Source organism: Azospirillum sp. TSO35-2 (assembly GCF_003116095.1).
Lineage (GTDB): Bacteria > Pseudomonadota > Alphaproteobacteria > Azospirillales > Azospirillaceae > Azospirillum.
The window spans coordinates 1786987-1803031 of record NZ_LGRA01000021.1; the positions used below are offsets into that span (position 1 = coordinate 1786987).

Annotated in this window: 11 protein-coding genes and 1 pseudogene; 3 read left to right on the top strand and 9 right to left on the bottom strand. The window is 70.7% G+C overall.

Annotated features, from left to right (window positions below; translation table 11 throughout):
- Window positions 1-250, top strand: a pseudogene (locus tag TSO352_RS24210) (methyl-accepting chemotaxis protein); the annotation flags it as partial.
- Window positions 251-404: 154 nt separating this feature from the next.
- Here TSO352_RS24210 and TSO352_RS24215 read toward each other — a convergent pair.
- From TSO352_RS24215 to TSO352_RS24225, 3 genes are all read right to left on the bottom strand, one after another.
- Entirely contained in the window at window positions 405-1112 is a 708-nt protein-coding gene (locus tag TSO352_RS24215) for a Crp/Fnr family transcriptional regulator (protein WP_247872374.1), read from the bottom strand.
- A gap of 132 nt (window positions 1113-1244) precedes the next feature.
- Window positions 1245-3065 (bottom strand): ABC transporter ATP-binding protein/permease, encoded by a 1821-nt coding sequence (locus TSO352_RS24220; protein ID WP_109109713.1) that lies wholly within the window; start codon window positions 3063-3065, stop codon window positions 1245-1247.
- A 91-nt stretch (window positions 3066-3156) separates the two neighbouring features.
- Window positions 3157-4521 carry a GH1 family beta-glucosidase gene (locus tag TSO352_RS24225; RefSeq protein ID WP_109109714.1) on the bottom strand — a complete coding sequence of 455 codons (1365 nt, stop codon included), beginning with the start codon at window positions 4519-4521 and terminating at the stop codon, window positions 3157-3159.
- A gap of 244 nt (window positions 4522-4765) precedes the next feature.
- On the opposite strand from TSO352_RS24225, the gene TSO352_RS24230 reads away from it, so the two are divergent.
- Window positions 4766-6049: an alpha-glucosidase/alpha-galactosidase gene (locus TSO352_RS24230; protein ID WP_109109715.1), complete on the top strand. Its 1284-nt coding sequence runs from the start codon at window positions 4766-4768 to the stop codon at window positions 6047-6049.
- 3 nt (window positions 6050-6052) lie between these two features.
- Here TSO352_RS24230 and TSO352_RS24235 read toward each other — a convergent pair whose 3' ends face one another.
- Complete coding sequence (locus TSO352_RS24235) at window positions 6053-7195, bottom strand: MFS transporter (RefSeq protein WP_109109716.1); 1143 nt, start codon at window positions 7193-7195, stop codon at window positions 6053-6055.
- A gap of 133 nt (window positions 7196-7328) precedes the next feature.
- Window positions 7329-8408 (bottom strand): saccharopine dehydrogenase NADP-binding domain-containing protein, encoded by a 1080-nt coding sequence (locus TSO352_RS24240; RefSeq protein WP_109109717.1) that lies wholly within the window; start codon window positions 8406-8408, stop codon window positions 7329-7331.
- A 215-nt stretch (window positions 8409-8623) separates the two neighbouring features.
- Here TSO352_RS24240 and TSO352_RS24245 point away from each other — a divergent pair, with 215 nt between their 5' ends.
- Complete coding sequence (locus tag TSO352_RS24245) at window positions 8624-9394, top strand: NlpC/P60 family protein (protein ID WP_109110848.1); 771 nt, start codon at window positions 8624-8626, stop codon at window positions 9392-9394.
- On the opposite strand, the gene cobA is transcribed toward TSO352_RS24245, so the two are convergent.
- Genes cobA through nirB form a run of 4 tightly spaced genes read right to left on the bottom strand, consistent with a single transcriptional unit; the run spans window position 9311 to window position 15843 of the window.
- A complete protein-coding gene (cobA, locus tag TSO352_RS24250) occupies window positions 9311-10276 on the bottom strand; it encodes a uroporphyrinogen-III C-methyltransferase (protein ID WP_247872376.1) in 966 nt (321 codons plus the stop codon). The genes TSO352_RS24245 and cobA overlap by 84 nt on opposite strands.
- Complete coding sequence (locus TSO352_RS24260) at window positions 10251-12938, bottom strand: nitrate reductase (protein ID WP_109109718.1); 2688 nt, start codon at window positions 12936-12938, stop codon at window positions 10251-10253. Before TSO352_RS24260 ends, cobA begins: the two co-directional genes overlap by 26 nt.
- On the bottom strand, window positions 12931-13323 hold the full coding sequence (gene nirD, locus TSO352_RS24265) for a nitrite reductase small subunit NirD (RefSeq protein WP_109109719.1): 393 nt from the start codon (window positions 13321-13323) through the stop codon (window positions 12931-12933). The genes TSO352_RS24260 and nirD overlap by 8 nt, the downstream gene beginning before the upstream one ends.
- 6 nt (window positions 13324-13329) lie before the next feature.
- Window positions 13330-15843 carry a nitrite reductase large subunit NirB gene (gene nirB / locus TSO352_RS24270; RefSeq protein ID WP_109109720.1) on the bottom strand — a complete coding sequence of 838 codons (2514 nt, stop codon included), beginning with the start codon at window positions 15841-15843 and terminating at the stop codon, window positions 13330-13332.
- Window positions 15844-16045 lie beyond the last annotated feature (202 nt).

A 16045-nucleotide genomic window follows, 5' to 3' on the forward strand; every position in this document is an offset into this window, starting at 1 on the left:
GATCGCGGCGACCATCGCCGCCGCGGTGGAGCAGCAGAGCGCCGCCACCCGCGAGATCGCCCGCAACATCGGCGAGGCGGCCGGCAGCACCCAGCATGTCCGCGGCAACATCGACAGCGTCGCCGAAGCGGCTCTGGAATCGGGGGATTCGGCCAACCGCGTGCTCTCCGCCTCCTCCATGGTGCAGGAGGAACTGCGGACGCTGGCCGGTCAGGTCGACACGCTGGTGGGCGAGATGCGCGCGGCCTGAGGATTCAGGGGTTGAACGGGTCAGGGAGGAAAATTCCTATAGCAGGATTAATCCCGTCATCCCCGTGAAGGCGGGGATGACGATTTTCCTAGTAACAGAATTTCGAACCTTCAAGCAGGTCACCCTGCCAGAAGGGTGCCGCCGCAGGACGGAACTACGGGCCGTCGGCCAGGGCGCGCAGGGCGTCGCGGTCGCAGCGGAAGCGGTTGGGCCGCAGTTCCTCCAGCAGGCCCTGGCGCTTCAGCTCGGCGACGACCCGGCTCGCCGTCTCGGTGGTGATGCCGAGCACGGCACCGACATCCTCGCGGCCGAAGAAATCGCACTCCCCCCGCTCGTCCACCAGGGTCAGGAACAGGCGGGCGACGCGGGCCCGGGCGCTGCCGGTGCCCAGTTCCACCAGGAAGGCATCGGCCCGCTCCACCGCGTGATGCCAGCGGCGCATCAGTTGCTGGTGCAGGTGCTGGGTCTGCTCGGACAGCCGCTGGATCACCGCGCGCGGGATGCGGCAGGTCAGCACCGGGTGGATGGCGATGGCGGTGTGGCGGTAGGGCGCCCCCAGCGCCGCCTCCAGCCCGGCGGTGTCGCCCGCCCGCAGCAGCCGGACGATGCGCTGGCCGCCGTTGGGCAGATACTGCACCAGCTTCACCAGCCCGCTGCGCACGGTGTAGAGCGCCGTGGGGTCGTCGCCGACATGGTAGAGCGCCGCCCCCGGCGCCACCGTCAGTTCATCGATCGGCAGATGGATCAGGTTGAAATCCGACTCCGTCAGGTCGGCGAACAGCGCCGATTCCCGGATGCCGCACCCCCGGCAATTGGCCAACCCCCGCCACGCCGCGTTGATGTCGGTCTTCTTCACGGTCATGTCCATGGTTGTGCGGCGCGCATCACGGATTGGGGCGGCAGGGGTTGAACACGAACGATCGTCGCGGCGGAGTGTGGCAGCTTTCCCGTTCACCGTCATCCCCGCCAAAGACCAGGATGGCGGGGAGGCCGGTCACGCCGCGCTCTCGGCCAGCGGCGGGGCGTCGTCGGGGAACTCCTCGCGCAGGGTGACGGCGCCGTTGGTGCGCTCCAGCACCAGCTTGCGGCCGTGGTGGGCGGCCAGCCCGGCGTGATGGCCGATGGTCAGCAACGTGGCGGACGGCAGTTCGGTTTCCACCAGGGTCAGCAACTCCTCCTCGGCGGCGGTGTCCAGGCTGTCGGTCGCGTCCTCCAGGAAGATCCAGTCCGGGCGGCGGATCAGCAGGCGGGCGAAGCCGAGCCGCTGGCGCTCCGGCACCGACAGCACCTCGTCCCAGCGGTCGGCGCTGTCGAGCCGGTCGACGAGGTTGGGCAGACCGACGCGCTCCAGCGCATCGGCCGCCTTGGCGTCGCCCACCGACGCCGCCGGCCCCGGATAGGCCAGGACGGCGCGCAGGCTGTCGTGCGGCAGGTAGGGCCGTTCCGGCATGAAGAAGACGCGGGTGTGGGCCGGCAGCGTGATGTGGCCGCGGCCCCAGGGCCAGGCACCGGCGACGGCACGGAACAGGCGGATGGTCGCCGCCGGGTCGCCGACGATCAGCACGCGGTCGCCCGGCCGGACCTCCAGGTCGAAGGGATGGAGCACCGGCCCACCGCTCGGCTCGTCGATGGCGACGCCGCGGAAGACCAGGCTGTGGTGTTCGTCCGACCGGTCGACCTGGATGTGCCCGTCCGGCACCTCGCAGACGTCGCGGTCCAGCCGCACCAGCGCCTCGTGCAGGTTCAGCACCCGTTCGACCGACGCCCGCCATTCGGCGGCGCGCGGCAGATTGTCGATCGGCCAGGACAGGGCGCCGACCGTCTGCTGGAAGGCCTGCGCCGTCTGCATCAGCACGCCCAGCGAGATGGCGCCGGCGATGTAGCGCGGGGCGGCGACCAGGATCGGGAAGGAGGCCGACATCACGGAATAGGTGGCGCTGAACACCATCATGTGGCTGAGCGCCCGGGTCTGGCCGTTCCAGCCGCGCATCACCCCGCCGAACAGGACGGCCAGATGGCCGCGTTCCGCCGATTCCCCGTGCAGCAGCGCGATGGTCTGCCCATTCTCGCGGATGCGGCCGAGCGCGAAGCGGAAGTCGGCCTCGAACCCCTGGCGGCGGTTGACGGCGTTGACCAGCGGCTGGCCGATCAGCATGGCGATGGTGGTGCCGACCGCGGCGTAGATCAGCGCCACGAACAGCAGATGGCCGGGCACCGACAGTTCCACGCCGAGCACGGTCAGTGTCAAATCGCCCGACAGCATCCACAGGATGTTGGTGAAGCTGACCAGCAGCAGCCCGCAATAGGTCAGCGAGTGGCCGAGGTCGATCGCCACCTCGGTCGTGATGCGGATGTCCTCGGCGATGCGGCCGTCGGGGTTGTCGTGCTCGCCTGGCAGATAGGCGATCTGGTGGTGGCGGCCGCGGCGCAGCCAGTCCTCCAGCAGCTTGCGGGTCAGCCAGTCGCGCCAGCCCATCTGCAGGCGCCGCTTCACCCGCAGATGCAGCACGACGATGACGATGTTGTAGAGGATGATCAGCCCGACCGCGCCGATCATGGTAACGAAACGGTCCATGGAGCGGTATTCGAGCGCGTCGAACAGACGCTCGCTCCACAGGTTGATCAGCACCGGGACGGACACCTGCCCGATCGTCAGCGCCACCAGTGCCACGGTCAGCAGCCAGACGGTCACCCGGTTCCGCCCGTGCCAGTAACCGCCGGCCAGTTGGAGGAAGCGGCGGGTGAAGCCCGGAGACCCCTGTCTGTCGCCCGCGTCCCCGCCGGCTTTCGCTCTGCTGTCGGTCATGCTGCTCATCACCGGACCTCCGCCCTCACCCCTGCCGTCCGTATGACGAACGAATAGAACGGTCTTTATCGAAAGTACAGGGTCGCGGGCGAAGGAATGGTTAAAGCTCCCCCGTTCTCACAACCTCGGCGAGGAAGCGGTAGCTGTCCTTGGGCGTGCGGACCAGCGTGTCGTAGTCGACCCGCACGATGCCGAAACGCTTCGACAGGCCATAGGCCCATTCGAAATTGTCGAGCAGGCTCCAGCACAGGTAGCCCTTGACGTTGCAGCCGTCGGCCAGCGCCTTGGCGACCGATTCCAGATGCTCGCGGAAATACAGCACCCGCTCGGCGTCGTGGATCTGGCCGTCCGGCGTCACCACGTCGTCATAGGCGCAGCCGTTCTCGGCGATGAAGACGGCGGGGTTGCCGTAGTCGGTGCGGAACTCGGTCAGCAGGTCATAGAGCCCCTCCGGCTGGACCGGCCAGGCCATGCCAGTCCAGCGCCGGCACTGCGCCTCGCCCCAGCCGACGTCGAAGGGCCGCCCCTCCTCGTGCTTCATCGTGTTGCGGGAGTAGTAGTTGATGCCCAGCAGGTCGATCGGGTAGCGGATCGCCTCCTCGTCACCGGGCTGCACGAATCCGGCCATCCTGTCGGCCAGCAGCGCCGGGATCTGCCCGCGCATCAGCCCGTCCAGCGCGACCCGGTTCCACACCGCGTCCCAGCGGGCGGCGGCGGCGACATCCTCCGGCCGGTCGCTGTCGGGAACGACGGGCTGCAGGTTCAGCACGGTGCCGAGCGTCAGGCCGGACCGCTCCGCCGCGATGGCGCGCAGCGCCGCCCCCTGCGCCAGGTTCTGGTGGTGCAGGGCGCGCAGGATGCCCTGTTCGCCCAGCTTGTGGCCGGGCGCGTGCTCGCCGACGCCATAGCCGAAGATGGCGACGACGTTCGGCTCGTTCAGCATCATCCAGCTCTTGACCCGGTCGGCCAGCCGGGCGGTGACGATGCGGGCGTAGTCGGCGAAGGGGCCGATGATCTCCCGCCCCTGCCAGCCGCCGGCATCCTCCAGCGGCTGCGGCAGGTCCCAATGGTAGAGGCAGGCCATCGGGGTGATCCCCGCCTCCAGCAGCGCATCGACCAGCCGGTCGTAGAAGTCCAGCCCGCGCGTCTCGACCGCCCCGGTCCCCGTCGGCAGGATGCGCGGCCAGGCGATGGAGAAGCGGTAGCTGTCGAAGCCCGCCGCCTTCATCAGCGCGATGTCTTCCGGATAGCGGTGGTAGTGGTCGCAGGTGACGGCGGCGCTGCTGCCGTCCTGGATCCGCCCCTGGGCGGTGAAGGTGTCCCAGACGCACGGCCCGCGCCCGTCGACGTCCAGCGCCCCCTCGATCTGGTAGGACGCGGTCGAGGCCCCCCAGCGGAAGTCGGGCGGGAAGGTCAGGGGCCGGCTGTCGTCCGGCAGGGACACGGGTTGGCTGAAGCTGTCCATCGGGGTTGTCCTCCCATGGGATGGTTCGTTTTCAACAGCATGCCGCAGCATCGGCCCGCGCGCCATGGGACAAGCGCAAGACCGGACACGGCGCGACGCGGTGGCGCAGCCCATGACACAGCCTTGCCGCAGCGCACACCCAGGGGCTGTTTGACCCCGGCCGAAAGGCGTAGCCTGTGGCGGCAAGACGGCGCACGGCCGCTCCACCCCAGCCGCTCGAAAAGACGCGCGGAGGAAACGCTCCATGGCGAACACGACAAAAATCGTCTTCATCGGCGCCGGCAGCGCCGCCTTCGGGCTCAGCCTGTTCCAGGACCTGTTCTCCACCACCGAGCTGGCCGGCAGCACGCTGACGCTGGTCGACACCAACCCGGACGCGCTGGCCCGCATGGCGGCGCTGGCCGGGGTGCTGAACCGCCGCGGCGACGCCGGCATCACCATCGAGACGACCACCGACCGCAAGGTGGCGCTGGACGGTGCCGGCTTCGTGCTGTGCGCCATCGCCATCGACCGCAACCGGCTGTGGAAGCTGGATTTCGAGGTGCCGAAGAAGCACGGCATCCGCCACACGCTGGGCGAGAACGGCGGCCCCGGCGGCCTGTTCTTCACCCTGCGCACCCTGCCGCTGATCGTCGACATCGTCCGCGACGTCGAGGCGATCTGCCCGGACGCGCTGTTCATCAACCTGTCCAACCCGGAAAGCCGCATCGTCCTCGGGCTGTCGCGCTGCACCAGCGTGCGGACGCTGGGGCTGTGCCACGGCATCTTCCTGGCGCGCTGGTTCATCTGCCAGATCCTGGGCATGGCCGAGAAGGAGGTCGATGTCTGGGGCGCCGGGCTGAACCATTTCCAGTGGCTGACCGCCATCCGCGAGAAGGCGACCGGCCGCGACCTCTACCCCCTCCTGCGCGAGCGGGAAGCGACGCACGACCCGTCCTTCACCCCGCTGGCCCGCCGGCTGTTCCACGCCTTCGGCCTGTGGGTCACCCCGAGCGACGACCACACCGGCGAGTTCCTGCCCTATGGCTGGGAGGCCGGCGAGCATGGCTTCGACTTCAAGCACGACGAGGAAGGGCGCGTCATCCTGCGCGACCTGATGGACGGGGTGATCGACGGCAGCAAGCCGATTCCCGACGACTGGACCCGGCCGTCCTGGGGCGAGCGGGCGGTGGCGGTGATCGCCGGCATGCTGCACAACCAGAAGCGCTTCATCGAATCCGGCATCGTCATCAACCGCGGCGTCATCCCCGGCCTGCCCGACGAGCTGGCGGTGGAGGTGCCGCTGGTGGCGGATGCCGCCGGCGTCCACCCGGTGTCGCTCGGCCGGCTGCCGGACGGCATCGTCAAGCTGCTGTCGGTGCAGGCCAGCGTGCAGCAACTGTCGGTGGAGGCGGCGCTGCGCGGGTCGAAGGAGCTGGCGTTGCAGGCGCTGCTGATCGACCCGGTGATCACCTCCAGCACGGCGGCCGTCGCCATCCTGGACGAGCTGTGGGAGGCGAACCGGCCCTACATCCGGCCGTGCTTGTAAGCCTCAGCGCCTGATCAGCCGGGCCGAGGCGAAGCCCAGCCCGGCGGTCAGGGCGCCGACGCCGAGGAACAGCGGGGCGAAGCCGGTGTGGTCGGCGATGAAGCCGTACAGCACCGGCCCGATCCCCTGCCCGATGAAGAAGGACGAGGCGAACAACGCCAGCGCCGAACCGCGGGCGGTCGGCGCCAGCTCCGTCGCCTGGGTCTGCATGGTGTTGTGCAGCATGTAGAAGCCGAAGCCGGCGACCAGGAAGGCGGCGCTGACCACCGGCCAGGGCACCGGCAAGGCGATGACCAGATAGGCCAGCCCCGCCGCCAGCCCGCCCGCCTTCATCATGCCCCATTGGCCGAGCGCCTTGATCAGCCGGCGCACCACCGCGCTGTAGGCGACGCCGCCGATGGCGAAGGCGGCGATGGTCAGCCCGGCCTGGAAGGCGCCGGCGGCGCCGTGCTCCATCAGCACCGGGGCGACGAAGGGGAAGACGCCGAAGATCAGCAGCCCCTCCGCCGCGACGGTGGCGAAGACGAACAGCGAGACCGGGTTGGTCAGCACGGTGGCGTAGCGCTGCTGCGCGTCGGCGACCGACAGGGGAGAGCGGGTCTCCCGCTCCCGCGCCAGCCCGACCAGGGCGGCCAGGCAGATCAGCGCGGTCAGCCCGGCCGACAACCCGAAGACGGTGCGCCAGCCGAACGCCTCCGCCAGCGCGCCCGACACGGCGGACCCCGACATCTGGCCCAGGATCACCGCCAGCAGGAAACGGCTGATGGCGATCTGCCGCTCCTCGTACGGCACCCGGTCGCCGATCAAGGCCATCGAGGCCGGGATGATGCCGCCGGCGAAGGCCCCGGCCAGGATGCGGCCGGCCATCACCGTGCCGTAGCTGGGGGCGATGGTCGACAGCGCCAGGCCGACGGTGAGCACGCTCAGGGCCAGCCGCACCAGCCGCGACTTGCCGATGGCGTCGCCAACCGGCCCCAGCACGATCTGCATCAGCGCGTAGGGCAGCGTGTAGGCCGAGGCCAGCAGCGCCGCCTGCCGCACCGTCACCCCGAGGTCGGCGGCGATCAGCGTCAGCATCGGGTCGGTGGTGCGCAGGGAGAAGGCGCTGGCGAAGCCGGCGAGGCCGAGCAGGAAAATCAGACGCATGGAAGGGCGGGATCCGAACAGCAACGGTGGCGGTTCAGGACCTTAACCGCTTCGCCGGCGCCGGACCCGCGCCACCTGCGCCGTGAGCGGGATGGCAGTCATGCGCCGGCCGCGGGGAGCCGGCGCCTGCCCCTCATCCCCGGTAATGCCCGCCGAAGCGGTTCGCCAGGAACGCCTCAAGCGGCACCTGCTCCTGCCGGATGAGGCCCGATTGTGGGATCGAGCCCTCGCGCAGCAGGTCGAGGATGGCGCAGATGCCGGCGGCGGTCGTCACCTGGATGGCGCTCCAGGTCCGGCCGGCGATCGCCTTGCTGTAGATCTTGGTCGCGAAGGTCTCCTGCCGCAACTCGCCGTCCTGCATGCCGGTGGCGGTGGCGACCACCAGCACGACGTCCTGCAGGGTCAGCGGCACCGCGGTTTCCAGCACGTCCTTCAGCAGGTGGCGCCGCTCGCCCAGCCGCAGATCGCGGATCAGCAGGCGGACGATGTCGCGGTGGCCGGGGTAGCGCACCGTCTTGTAGTCGAGGTTGCGCACCTTGCCGGCCAGGGATTCACACAGCGAGCCCAGCCCGCCGGAGGTATTGAACGCCTCGTAATCCACCCCGTCCAGGGCGAAGCGCTCGTCGCCTTCCAGCGGCATCACCTCGCGCGGGCGGCCGTCGACGATGGCCTCGCACGGGTTGCAGTATTCGTTGATCAGCCCGTCGGTGCTCCAGGTCAGGTTGTATTTCAGCGCGTTGGTCGGGTATTGCGGCAGGGCGCCGACCCGCAGATGCAGATTGTGCAGCTCGTCGAAGCGGCGGGCGAGGTCGTGGCCGACGATGGAGATGAAGCCGGGCGCCAGACCACATTGCGGGATCAGCGCGGTGTTGGCGGTCTCGGCCAACGCCTTGACCTTGCGGGTGGCGGCGACATCCTCGGTCAGGTCGAGGTAATGGGCACCGGCGGCCACCGCGGCGGCGGCGATGGTCGGGGTCAGGGTGAAGGGACAGGCGCTCAGCACCGCGTTCTGGCCGGCCAGCGCGACGCCCAGCGAGTGCGGATCCTCGACATCGACGCGCGTCACCCGCAGGCCGGCGCGTTCGGCGCGGAACAGCAGCGCCTCGTCGCGGTCGCCGATGGTGACGGCGAAATCGTCGCTCTGCGTCAGCAGCGTCGCGATCATCGAGCCGATCTTGCCGGCGCCCAGCACCAGAACCTTCATCGTTGCCATGCTTGTCCCTGCTCCCTGTTTGGCGAATTTGCTCGCATACAAAGGGTGTCGGGCGGAACGGCCGGGCAGAAGCGGGCAATGCGCCGGTCGTGCCGGAGTTTTCCGGCGGAATGACGGATATCCCGGCGAAACGACGGGCGCGCTTTATCCCTCGCGCCGGTCGGGGGGCGGAGCTATGGTCAGCGTCGGTTTCCACCCAGCCACGACCAATGACGATGACCGAACACCAGATCACCGCCCCGCACGCCGTTCTGCTGGTGGAGCCGCGCGACGGGTCCGAGCAGACCAGCGAGATGATCCGGGGCGAGCGGTTCCGGATTCTGGAGGAGCGCGCCGGCTGGCTGCGGGCGGAGAACGCCTTCGACGGCCATGTCGGCTGGCTGCCGCCCGGCACCCCGCACGCGGAGCCGGTGGCGCCGACCCACCGTGTCCGGGCGTTGCGCGCCGACCTGCACCCGGCGCCGACGCACCGGGCGCCGCCGGTCGGCACGCTGAGCTTCGGGTCGTGGGTGACGCTGGACGGCCGGGCCGAAAACGGCTGGGTCGGGGTGGCGGACGGGCTGTGGCTGTTCGCCGGCTGGCTGGAGCCGGTCGACGACGCCCCGGCGGCCGATCCTCTCGCCATCGCCTTGCGCTTCCTGGAGACGCCCTATGTCTGGGGCGGTCGCAGCGCCTTCGGCATCGATTGTTCGGGACTGGTGCTGACCGCGATGGCGGCGGCGGCCGGCGTCGTCTCCCACCACAGCAGCGGCATGCAGCGCAAGGACGAGCGGCTGGGGACGTGGCTGTCCGACGACGGCCGGGATGTCGCCTATGAACCCGGCGACATCGTGTTCTTCCCCGGCCATGTCGGGATGATGGTGGACGGGACGAACCTGCTGCACGCCACCGTCTTCACCATGTCAGTCGTGATCGAGCCGCTGGCCGAGGTCGCCAAACGCGCGGCGATCAACGGCGTCCGCCGCCCCGTCCTGCCGCGGGCGTAGCGCCTCGCCGATCAGCAGCAGGGTCGGCCCCTTGCCGGCGGCCACGCCCTGCGCCGCCATGGCGCCGAGCGTCGTCCGGTGGTGCCGCTCGTCGGGGCGGCAGCCGTTTTCCACCGCCAGCACCGGCGTGTCGGTGGGCAGGCCGGCGCCGGTCAGCCCCTGCCCGACCGCGCGGGCCTGCTCGCGGCCCATGTAGATCGCCAGCGTGCCCTGGGGATCGGCCAGCCGCGCCCAGTCGGGGTCGAAGCGCTCGCCGTCGCGGCCGTGCGCGGTAACGAAGGTGACGGCGCGCGAGACGCCGCGCCGGGTCAGCGACAGGCCGGTGGAGGCGGCGCAGCCCAGCGCCGCGGTGATGCCGGGGATGACGCGGACCGGAACGCCGAGGGCGTCGAGATGCTCGATCTCCTCCCCCGCCCGGCCGAACACCATCGGGTCGCCGCCCTTGAGACGGACGACGCGCTTGCCGCGCCGGGCGTGGAAAGCGATCAGCGCGTTGATCTCCTCCTGCGGCAGCGAATGGCGGCCGGAGCGCTTGCCGACGCAGATCCGCTCCGCCTTGGGGTGGGCGAGGTCGAGGATGCCGTCGCCGACCAGGGCGTCGTAGAGCACCACCTCGGCGGCGGCGAGCGCCTTGACCGCCGCGACGGTCAGCAGTTCGGGGTCGCCGGGGCCGGCGCCGACGAGGGTGACTTGCCCCCACCTATCCTCCCCCGCTGGGCGGGGGAGGGACTGCCGCAGCGTTCCCGGACAAGCACTTGTCCCCTCCCCCGCCCAGCGGGGGAGGGTCAGGGTGGGGGCAAGGCCGCCGATGCCTGCGAACTGCGGGAATGCGAGGCGCGCCAGCGCCGCAAAGCCATCACGCCACTTCGCGTTGGTGAGCATGACGCAGCACCTCCTTGAGTTCGGGGACGCAGGATCCGCAGTTGGTGCCGGCCTTCAGCGCGGCGCCGATCTCGGCCGGGCTGGTCAGGCGCTGGTCGCGGATCGCCGCCAGCAGGCGGGTGATGCCGACGCTGAAGCAGGCGCAGACGATCCGGCCCTCGTCGGCCTTCGCCCCCGGGGCCCGGCCGGCGAGCAGGCCGGCGCGGGTGATGTCGTCGAGATCGTCGGCCTCCAACAGCCCGGCGAGCCAACTGCGCGGCGGCAGGCGGCCGTCCGCGGTGACGAACAGGCAGGCTTCCAACCGGCCGCCATCCAACCACGCCTTGCGCAGGCTGCCGCGGGCCTCGTCGCGGAACTCCACCAGCGTGCCGGCGGGGTCGAGGCCGGACAGCCACGCGCCGTCCTCGACATCCGGGATCGCGCCGGTGCCGGCCATCTCGATCAGGTGGCCGCCCTTGACAGCGCGCCGCGCCCAATAGCCGCCATGGGCCGGCTCGACCGGGCGGCGGGCCAGCAGGAAGGCGGTCCAGTCGGGGCGGTAGGGGCAGACGGTCGCCGGCATCCGCTTCAGGTCGGGCTGGCCGGACTGCGGGTCGACCGCCTCGTCGTCGATCAGCCGGCCGATGACGCAGGCTTCGGTGAAGCGGTCGGTCCAGTGCATCGGCAGGAAGATGGTGCCTGCGCCCTGGGCGTCGGTGACGCGGACGCGGGCCAGCGCCTCGCCGGCGATGGTGGTGATGCGGGCGAGACCGCCGTCGGCAAGGCCGCGCGCCGCGGCGTCGGCCGGGTGGATGTCCAGGCAGGGTTCCGGCGCGTGGGCGGACAGCCGCGGCGACAGGCCGGTGCGGGTCATGGTGTGCCACTGGTCGCGCAGCCGGCCGGTGTTCAGCAGCAGGGCGCCGTCGGGAACCGTGCGTGGCAGCGGCTTGGTGGTGACCGGCAGCAGGCGGGCACGGCCGTCGTCGGTGAAGAAGCGGCCGTCGCCGAACAGGCGCTGCTGCGGCTCGGCCCCGCGGCGCCAGGGCCAGGGGAAGGGGGCCAGCGCTTCGTAGCCGGCCTCGTCCAGCTCGGACAGGGCGCCGATGTCGAAGGCGCGGGCGCCGTCATTCTCGAAGCCCGACAGGGCGGCGTGCTCGCGGAAGATCGCCGCGGCGCTGTCGTAGGGGAAGGCGTCGGCGAAGCCCATGCGGCGGGCGACCTGGGTGACGATCCACCAGTCGGGCCGCGCCTCGCCCTCCCCCGCCCGGATGGCGCGCTGGCGCGAGATGGTGCGGTCGGAGTTGGTGACGGTGCCGTCCTTCTCGCTCCAGCCCATCGCCGGCAGGCGGATGTGGGCGAAGCGGCCGGTGTCGGTGTCGCGGATGCAGTCGGAGACCACCACCGTCTCGCATTTCGCCAGCGCGCGGCGAACGCGGCCGGCGTCGGGCATGCTGACCGCCGGGTTGGTCGCCATGATCCACACCGCCTTGACGGTGCCGCGCTCGATGGCGCGGAACAGGTCGACCGCCTTCAGCCCCGGCCGGGCGGTGACGCCGGGCGCGTTCCAGAAGCGGCGGACGCGGTCGACCTCCGCCACCGTGAAGCCCATATGGGCGGCCAACTGGTTGGCGAGCCCGCCGACCTCGCGCCCACCCATGGCGTTCGGCTGCCCGGTGACGGAGAAGGGGCCGCGGCCCGGGCGGCCGATGCGGCCGGTCAGAAAATGGACGTTCAGGATGCTGTTGACGGTGTCGCTGCCCTGGGACGACTGGTTGACGCCCTGGGAATAGACGGTCACCACCCGCTCGGTCGCCGCGAACTCGGCGTAGAAGGCGGCGACCTCGCGCTCATCCAGGCCGCAGCGGCGGGCGACGGTGGCGACGTCGGGCGCCTCGGCGCGGGCGGCGGCCAGCGCCGGTTCGGCCCCGTCGGCGTGGGCGGCGACGAAGCCGGCGTCGGTGTGGCCACGGCTGTCAAGATAAGCCAGCAGCCCGTTGAACAACACCGAATCGGTGCCGGCCTTCAGCGCCAGATGGCGGTCGGCGGCATCGACGCTGTCGGTGCGGCGCGGGTCGACCACGACGATGCGGACACCGCGGGACGCCCGCGCCGCCAGCAGCCGCTGGTTCAGCACCGGGTGGCACCAGGCGAGGTTGGAGCCGACCAGAACCACCAGATCGGCGCACTCGAAATCCTCATAGGTGCCGGGCACCGCGTCGGCGCCCAGGCCGCGCTTGTGCCCGACCACCGACGACGCCATGCACAGGCGGGAGTTGGTGTCGATGTTGCCGGCGCCGATGAAGCCCTTCATCAGCTTGTTGGCGACGTAGTAATCCTCGGTCAGCAATTGGCCGGAGACGTAGAAGGCGACCGAGTCCGGCCCATGTTTGGCGACGGTGTCGGCAAAGCGCTGCGCCACCGCGTCCAGCGCCTCGTCCCAGCCGACGCGGCGGTCGCCGATCTCCGGATGGAGCAAGCGCCCATCGGCGACCAGCGTGTCGGCCAGCGCCGCCCCCTTGGAACAGAGCCGCCCCCAGTTGGCCGGGTGGTCGGTGTCGCCGCGCACGGTGACGCCGCCATCCGCCGCGACGGTGGCGATCACGCCGCACCCGACCCCGCAATAGGGGCAGGTGGTCCGAACCTCCCGTTCGCCGCCGGAGGCAGGCTCCGGCCCATCAAACATGGCCGCACGCCTTGCGGCAGCCGCCGCGCGACAGCTTGGCCTCGCCGAGGGCAAGCGCGACGCTGCGCCCCTCCACCCGCACCGGGACGTGGCCGGTGCGGCCCTCGTCCGGCGCCACCGCCTCGCCGGTCGCCAGCTCGATCACCCAGTTGTGCAGCGGGCAGGTGACGCGGTGGCCATGGACGATGCCCTGGGACAGCGGCCCATTCTTGTGCGGACAGCTGTCCTCCAACGCGAAGACCTCGTCGGCCGCCGTGCGGAACAGGGCGATGTCGCCTTGGGGCGTGCGGACGACGCGCGAGCCCAGAACGGGGATGTCGTCGACGCTGCCGACCAGGGTCCACACGGTCTCAAGAGCGGTGGCTTCGGTGATGATGCTGTCCATGATCCGTTACCCCACTTCGGCGAGCAGATTGAATTCGTGACGGTCGACGCCCTTGGCGGCGCGCTCCGCCCACGGGTCGTCCTGCGAGAAGGTCTGCGAGAACAGGAAGCGCGCGTTGAGATCCCGGCGCCGCTCCGGATCCTCGACCAGCGCCGCCTTGATGTGGTCGAGCCCGACACGCTCCACCCACGGCGCGGTGCGCTCCAGATAGCGGGCCTCCTCGCGGTAGAGCTGCATGAAGGCGCCGGTGTATTCCAGCACCTCCTCCTCCGTCGCGACGCGGACCAGCAGGTCGCAGGCCCGGACATGCAGGCCGCCGTTGCCGCCGACATGCAGCTCATAGCCGCTGTCGATGCAGACCACGCCGAGATCCTTGATCGTCGCCTCGGCGCAGTTGCGCGGGCAGCCCGACACCGCCAGCTTGACCTTGTGCGGGGTCCAGGTGCCCCAGGTCATCCGCTCCAGCTTGACGCCCAGCCCGGTCGAATCCTGCGTGCCGAAGCGGCACCATTCCGACCCGACGCAGGTCTTCACCGTGCGCAGCCCCTTGGCGTAGGCGTGGCCGGAGACCATGCCGGCGGCGTTGAGATCGGCCCACACCGCCGGCAGATCCTCCTTCTTCACGCCGAACAGGTCGATGCGCTGGCCGCCGGTGACCTTCACCGTCGGGATGGCGAACTTGTCGACCACGTCGGCGATGGCGCGCAGCTCCGACGCCGTCGTCAGGCCGCCCCACATGCGCGGCACCACCGAATAGGTGCCGTCCTTCTGGATGTTGGCGTGGACGCGCTCGTTGATGTAGCGCGACTGGTAGTCGTCGGTGTACTCGCCCGGCCAGGCGCACAGCAGGTAATAGTTCAGGGCCGGCCGGCAGGAGGCGCAGCCGTCGGGCGTCGTCCATTCCATCGCCTGGAAGACGTCCGCCATCGACTTCAGCCCGCGGTCGACGATGGCCGCCCGCACCGCGTCGTGGCTGTGGTGGGTGCATTTGCACATCGGCTTGACCGTCGGCGCGGCGGTGAAGCCGTCGCCCAGCGTCACCGCCAGCAACCGTTCGACCGTGCCGGCGCAGCCGCCGCAGGAGGCCGACGCCTTGGTGTGCGCCTTCACCTCGTCCAGGCTGGTCAGGCCCTTGTCGGTGATCGCCTTGACGATGGTGCCCTTGCAGACGCCGTTGCAGCCGCAGATCTCGGCGCTGTCGGGCAGGGCGGCGATGGCGGCGTTGGGGTCGCCGGCGTCGGCGCCGCCGAAGCCCTGGCCGAAGATCATCGTCTCGCGCTCGGCCGACACGTCGGCGCCGTCCTTCAGCAGCGAGAAGTACCAGGCGCCGTCCTTGGTGTCGCCGTACAGCACGGCGCCCAGCAGCTTGCCGTCCTTCAGCACCAGCCGCTTGTAGACGCCGCGGGCGGCGTCGCGGAACACGATGTCCTCGGTCCCCTCGCCGCCCGAGAAATCGCCGGCGGAGAAGACGTCGACGCCGGTGACCTTCAGCTTGGTCGAGGTGACGGAGCCGGTGTAGGCGCCCCCCTCCCCGCCCGCCAGCCGGTCGGCCAGCACCTTCGCCATCTCGAACAGCGGGGCGACGAGGCCCCAGGTGACGCCGCGATGCTCGACGCACTCGCCGACCGCGAAGATCGACGGGTCGCTGGTGCGCATCTGGTCGTCGACGCGGATGCCGCGGCCGCAGTCGAGCCCGGCCAGCTTGCCCAGCGCCATGTTCGGGCGGATGCCGACCGCCATGACGACGATGTCGGCCGGCAGCTCGCGCCCGTCCTTCAGCCGCACCGCGGTCACCCGCTCATCGCCCAGGATTTCGGCGGTGTCGGCGCCGGTCAGCACCTCGATGCCGCGGCGTTCCAGCTCGCGCTGGAGCAGCGTGCCGGCCGACGGGTCGAGCTGGCGTTCCATCAGCGTCGGCATCAGGTGGATGACGGTGACGTCCATCCCCTTGACCCGCAGGCCGTTGGCCGCCTCCAGCCCGAGCAGGCCGCCGCCGATCACCACGGCGCGGCCACCCCTGGCCGCCGCCTCCAGCATCGCGTCGACGTCGGCCAGATCGCGGAAGCCGATGACGCCCGGCAGGGTCGCCCCCGGCACCGGGATGATGAAGGGCATGGAACCGGTGGCGAGCAGCAGCCGGTCGTAGGACACCACCCGGCCCGACTGCGAGACGACGGTCTTGGCCGCGCGGTCGATGCCCTCCACCGGTTCGCCGGTCAGCAGCGTGATGCCGTTGGCGTCGTACCACTCGCGGCTGTTCAGCACGATCTGGTCGAAGGTCTTCTCGCCCGCCAGCACCGGCGACAGCATGATGCGGTTGTAGTTGGGGTGCGGCTCGGCGCCGAAGACGGTGATCTCGTAGCGGCCGGGCGCCTTGGCCAGCAGCTCCTCGACCGTCTTCATGCCGGCCATGCCGTTGCCGACCACCACCAGCCGCTCCTTGGCCGGGCCGGCGATGCGCTGTTCCGCCTCGTTCCGGTCAACGACGGGCCCGTTGTTCGATGAGAGATGCATGTCCATGGCGTCTGCCTCGTCTCCAGTCCGGCCTGCCGCAAAGTCAGGCACGGGGCCAAAAAGAAAGGCGTCCGAACGGGCCGTGGCTCACCCCCCGCGAGAGCCTCGCGAAGGCGGGAAGCCGACCTGTTCGGACGCCGTTGTCCGGGCGGTTCGTCGTCGAACCAGGGCCAAAGCCGCGCTGCGTCGCACGGATCCGGCCGATGGG

Bases quoted from the DNA above. Each gene is read 5' to 3' on its own strand.
- TSO352_RS24215 (WP_247872374.1), bottom strand. From the start codon at position 1,112: ATGACCGTGAAGAAGACCGACATCAACGCGGCGTGGCGGGGGTTGGCC.
- TSO352_RS24220 (WP_109109713.1), bottom strand. From the start codon at position 3,065: ATGAGCAGCATGACCGACAGCAGAGCGAAAGCCGGCGGGGACGCGGGC.
- TSO352_RS24225 (WP_109109714.1), bottom strand. From the start codon at position 4,521: ATGGACAGCTTCAGCCAACCCGTGTCCCTGCCGGACGACAGCCGGCCC.
- TSO352_RS24230 (WP_109109715.1), top strand. From the start codon at position 4,766: ATGGCGAACACGACAAAAATCGTCTTCATCGGCGCCGGCAGCGCCGCC.
- TSO352_RS24235 (WP_109109716.1), bottom strand. From the start codon at position 7,195: ATGCGTCTGATTTTCCTGCTCGGCCTCGCCGGCTTCGCCAGCGCCTTC.
- TSO352_RS24240 (WP_109109717.1), bottom strand. From the start codon at position 8,408: ATGGCAACGATGAAGGTTCTGGTGCTGGGCGCCGGCAAGATCGGCTCG.
- TSO352_RS24245 (WP_109110848.1), top strand. From the start codon at position 8,624: ATGACCGAACACCAGATCACCGCCCCGCACGCCGTTCTGCTGGTGGAG.
- cobA (WP_247872376.1), bottom strand. From the start codon at position 10,276: ATGCTCACCAACGCGAAGTGGCGTGATGGCTTTGCGGCGCTGGCGCGC.
- TSO352_RS24260 (WP_109109718.1), bottom strand. From the start codon at position 12,938: ATGTTTGATGGGCCGGAGCCTGCCTCCGGCGGCGAACGGGAGGTTCGG.
- nirD (WP_109109719.1), bottom strand. From the start codon at position 13,323: ATGGACAGCATCATCACCGAAGCCACCGCTCTTGAGACCGTGTGGACC.
- nirB (WP_109109720.1), bottom strand. From the start codon at position 15,843: ATGGACATGCATCTCTCATCGAACAACGGGCCCGTCGTTGACCGGAAC.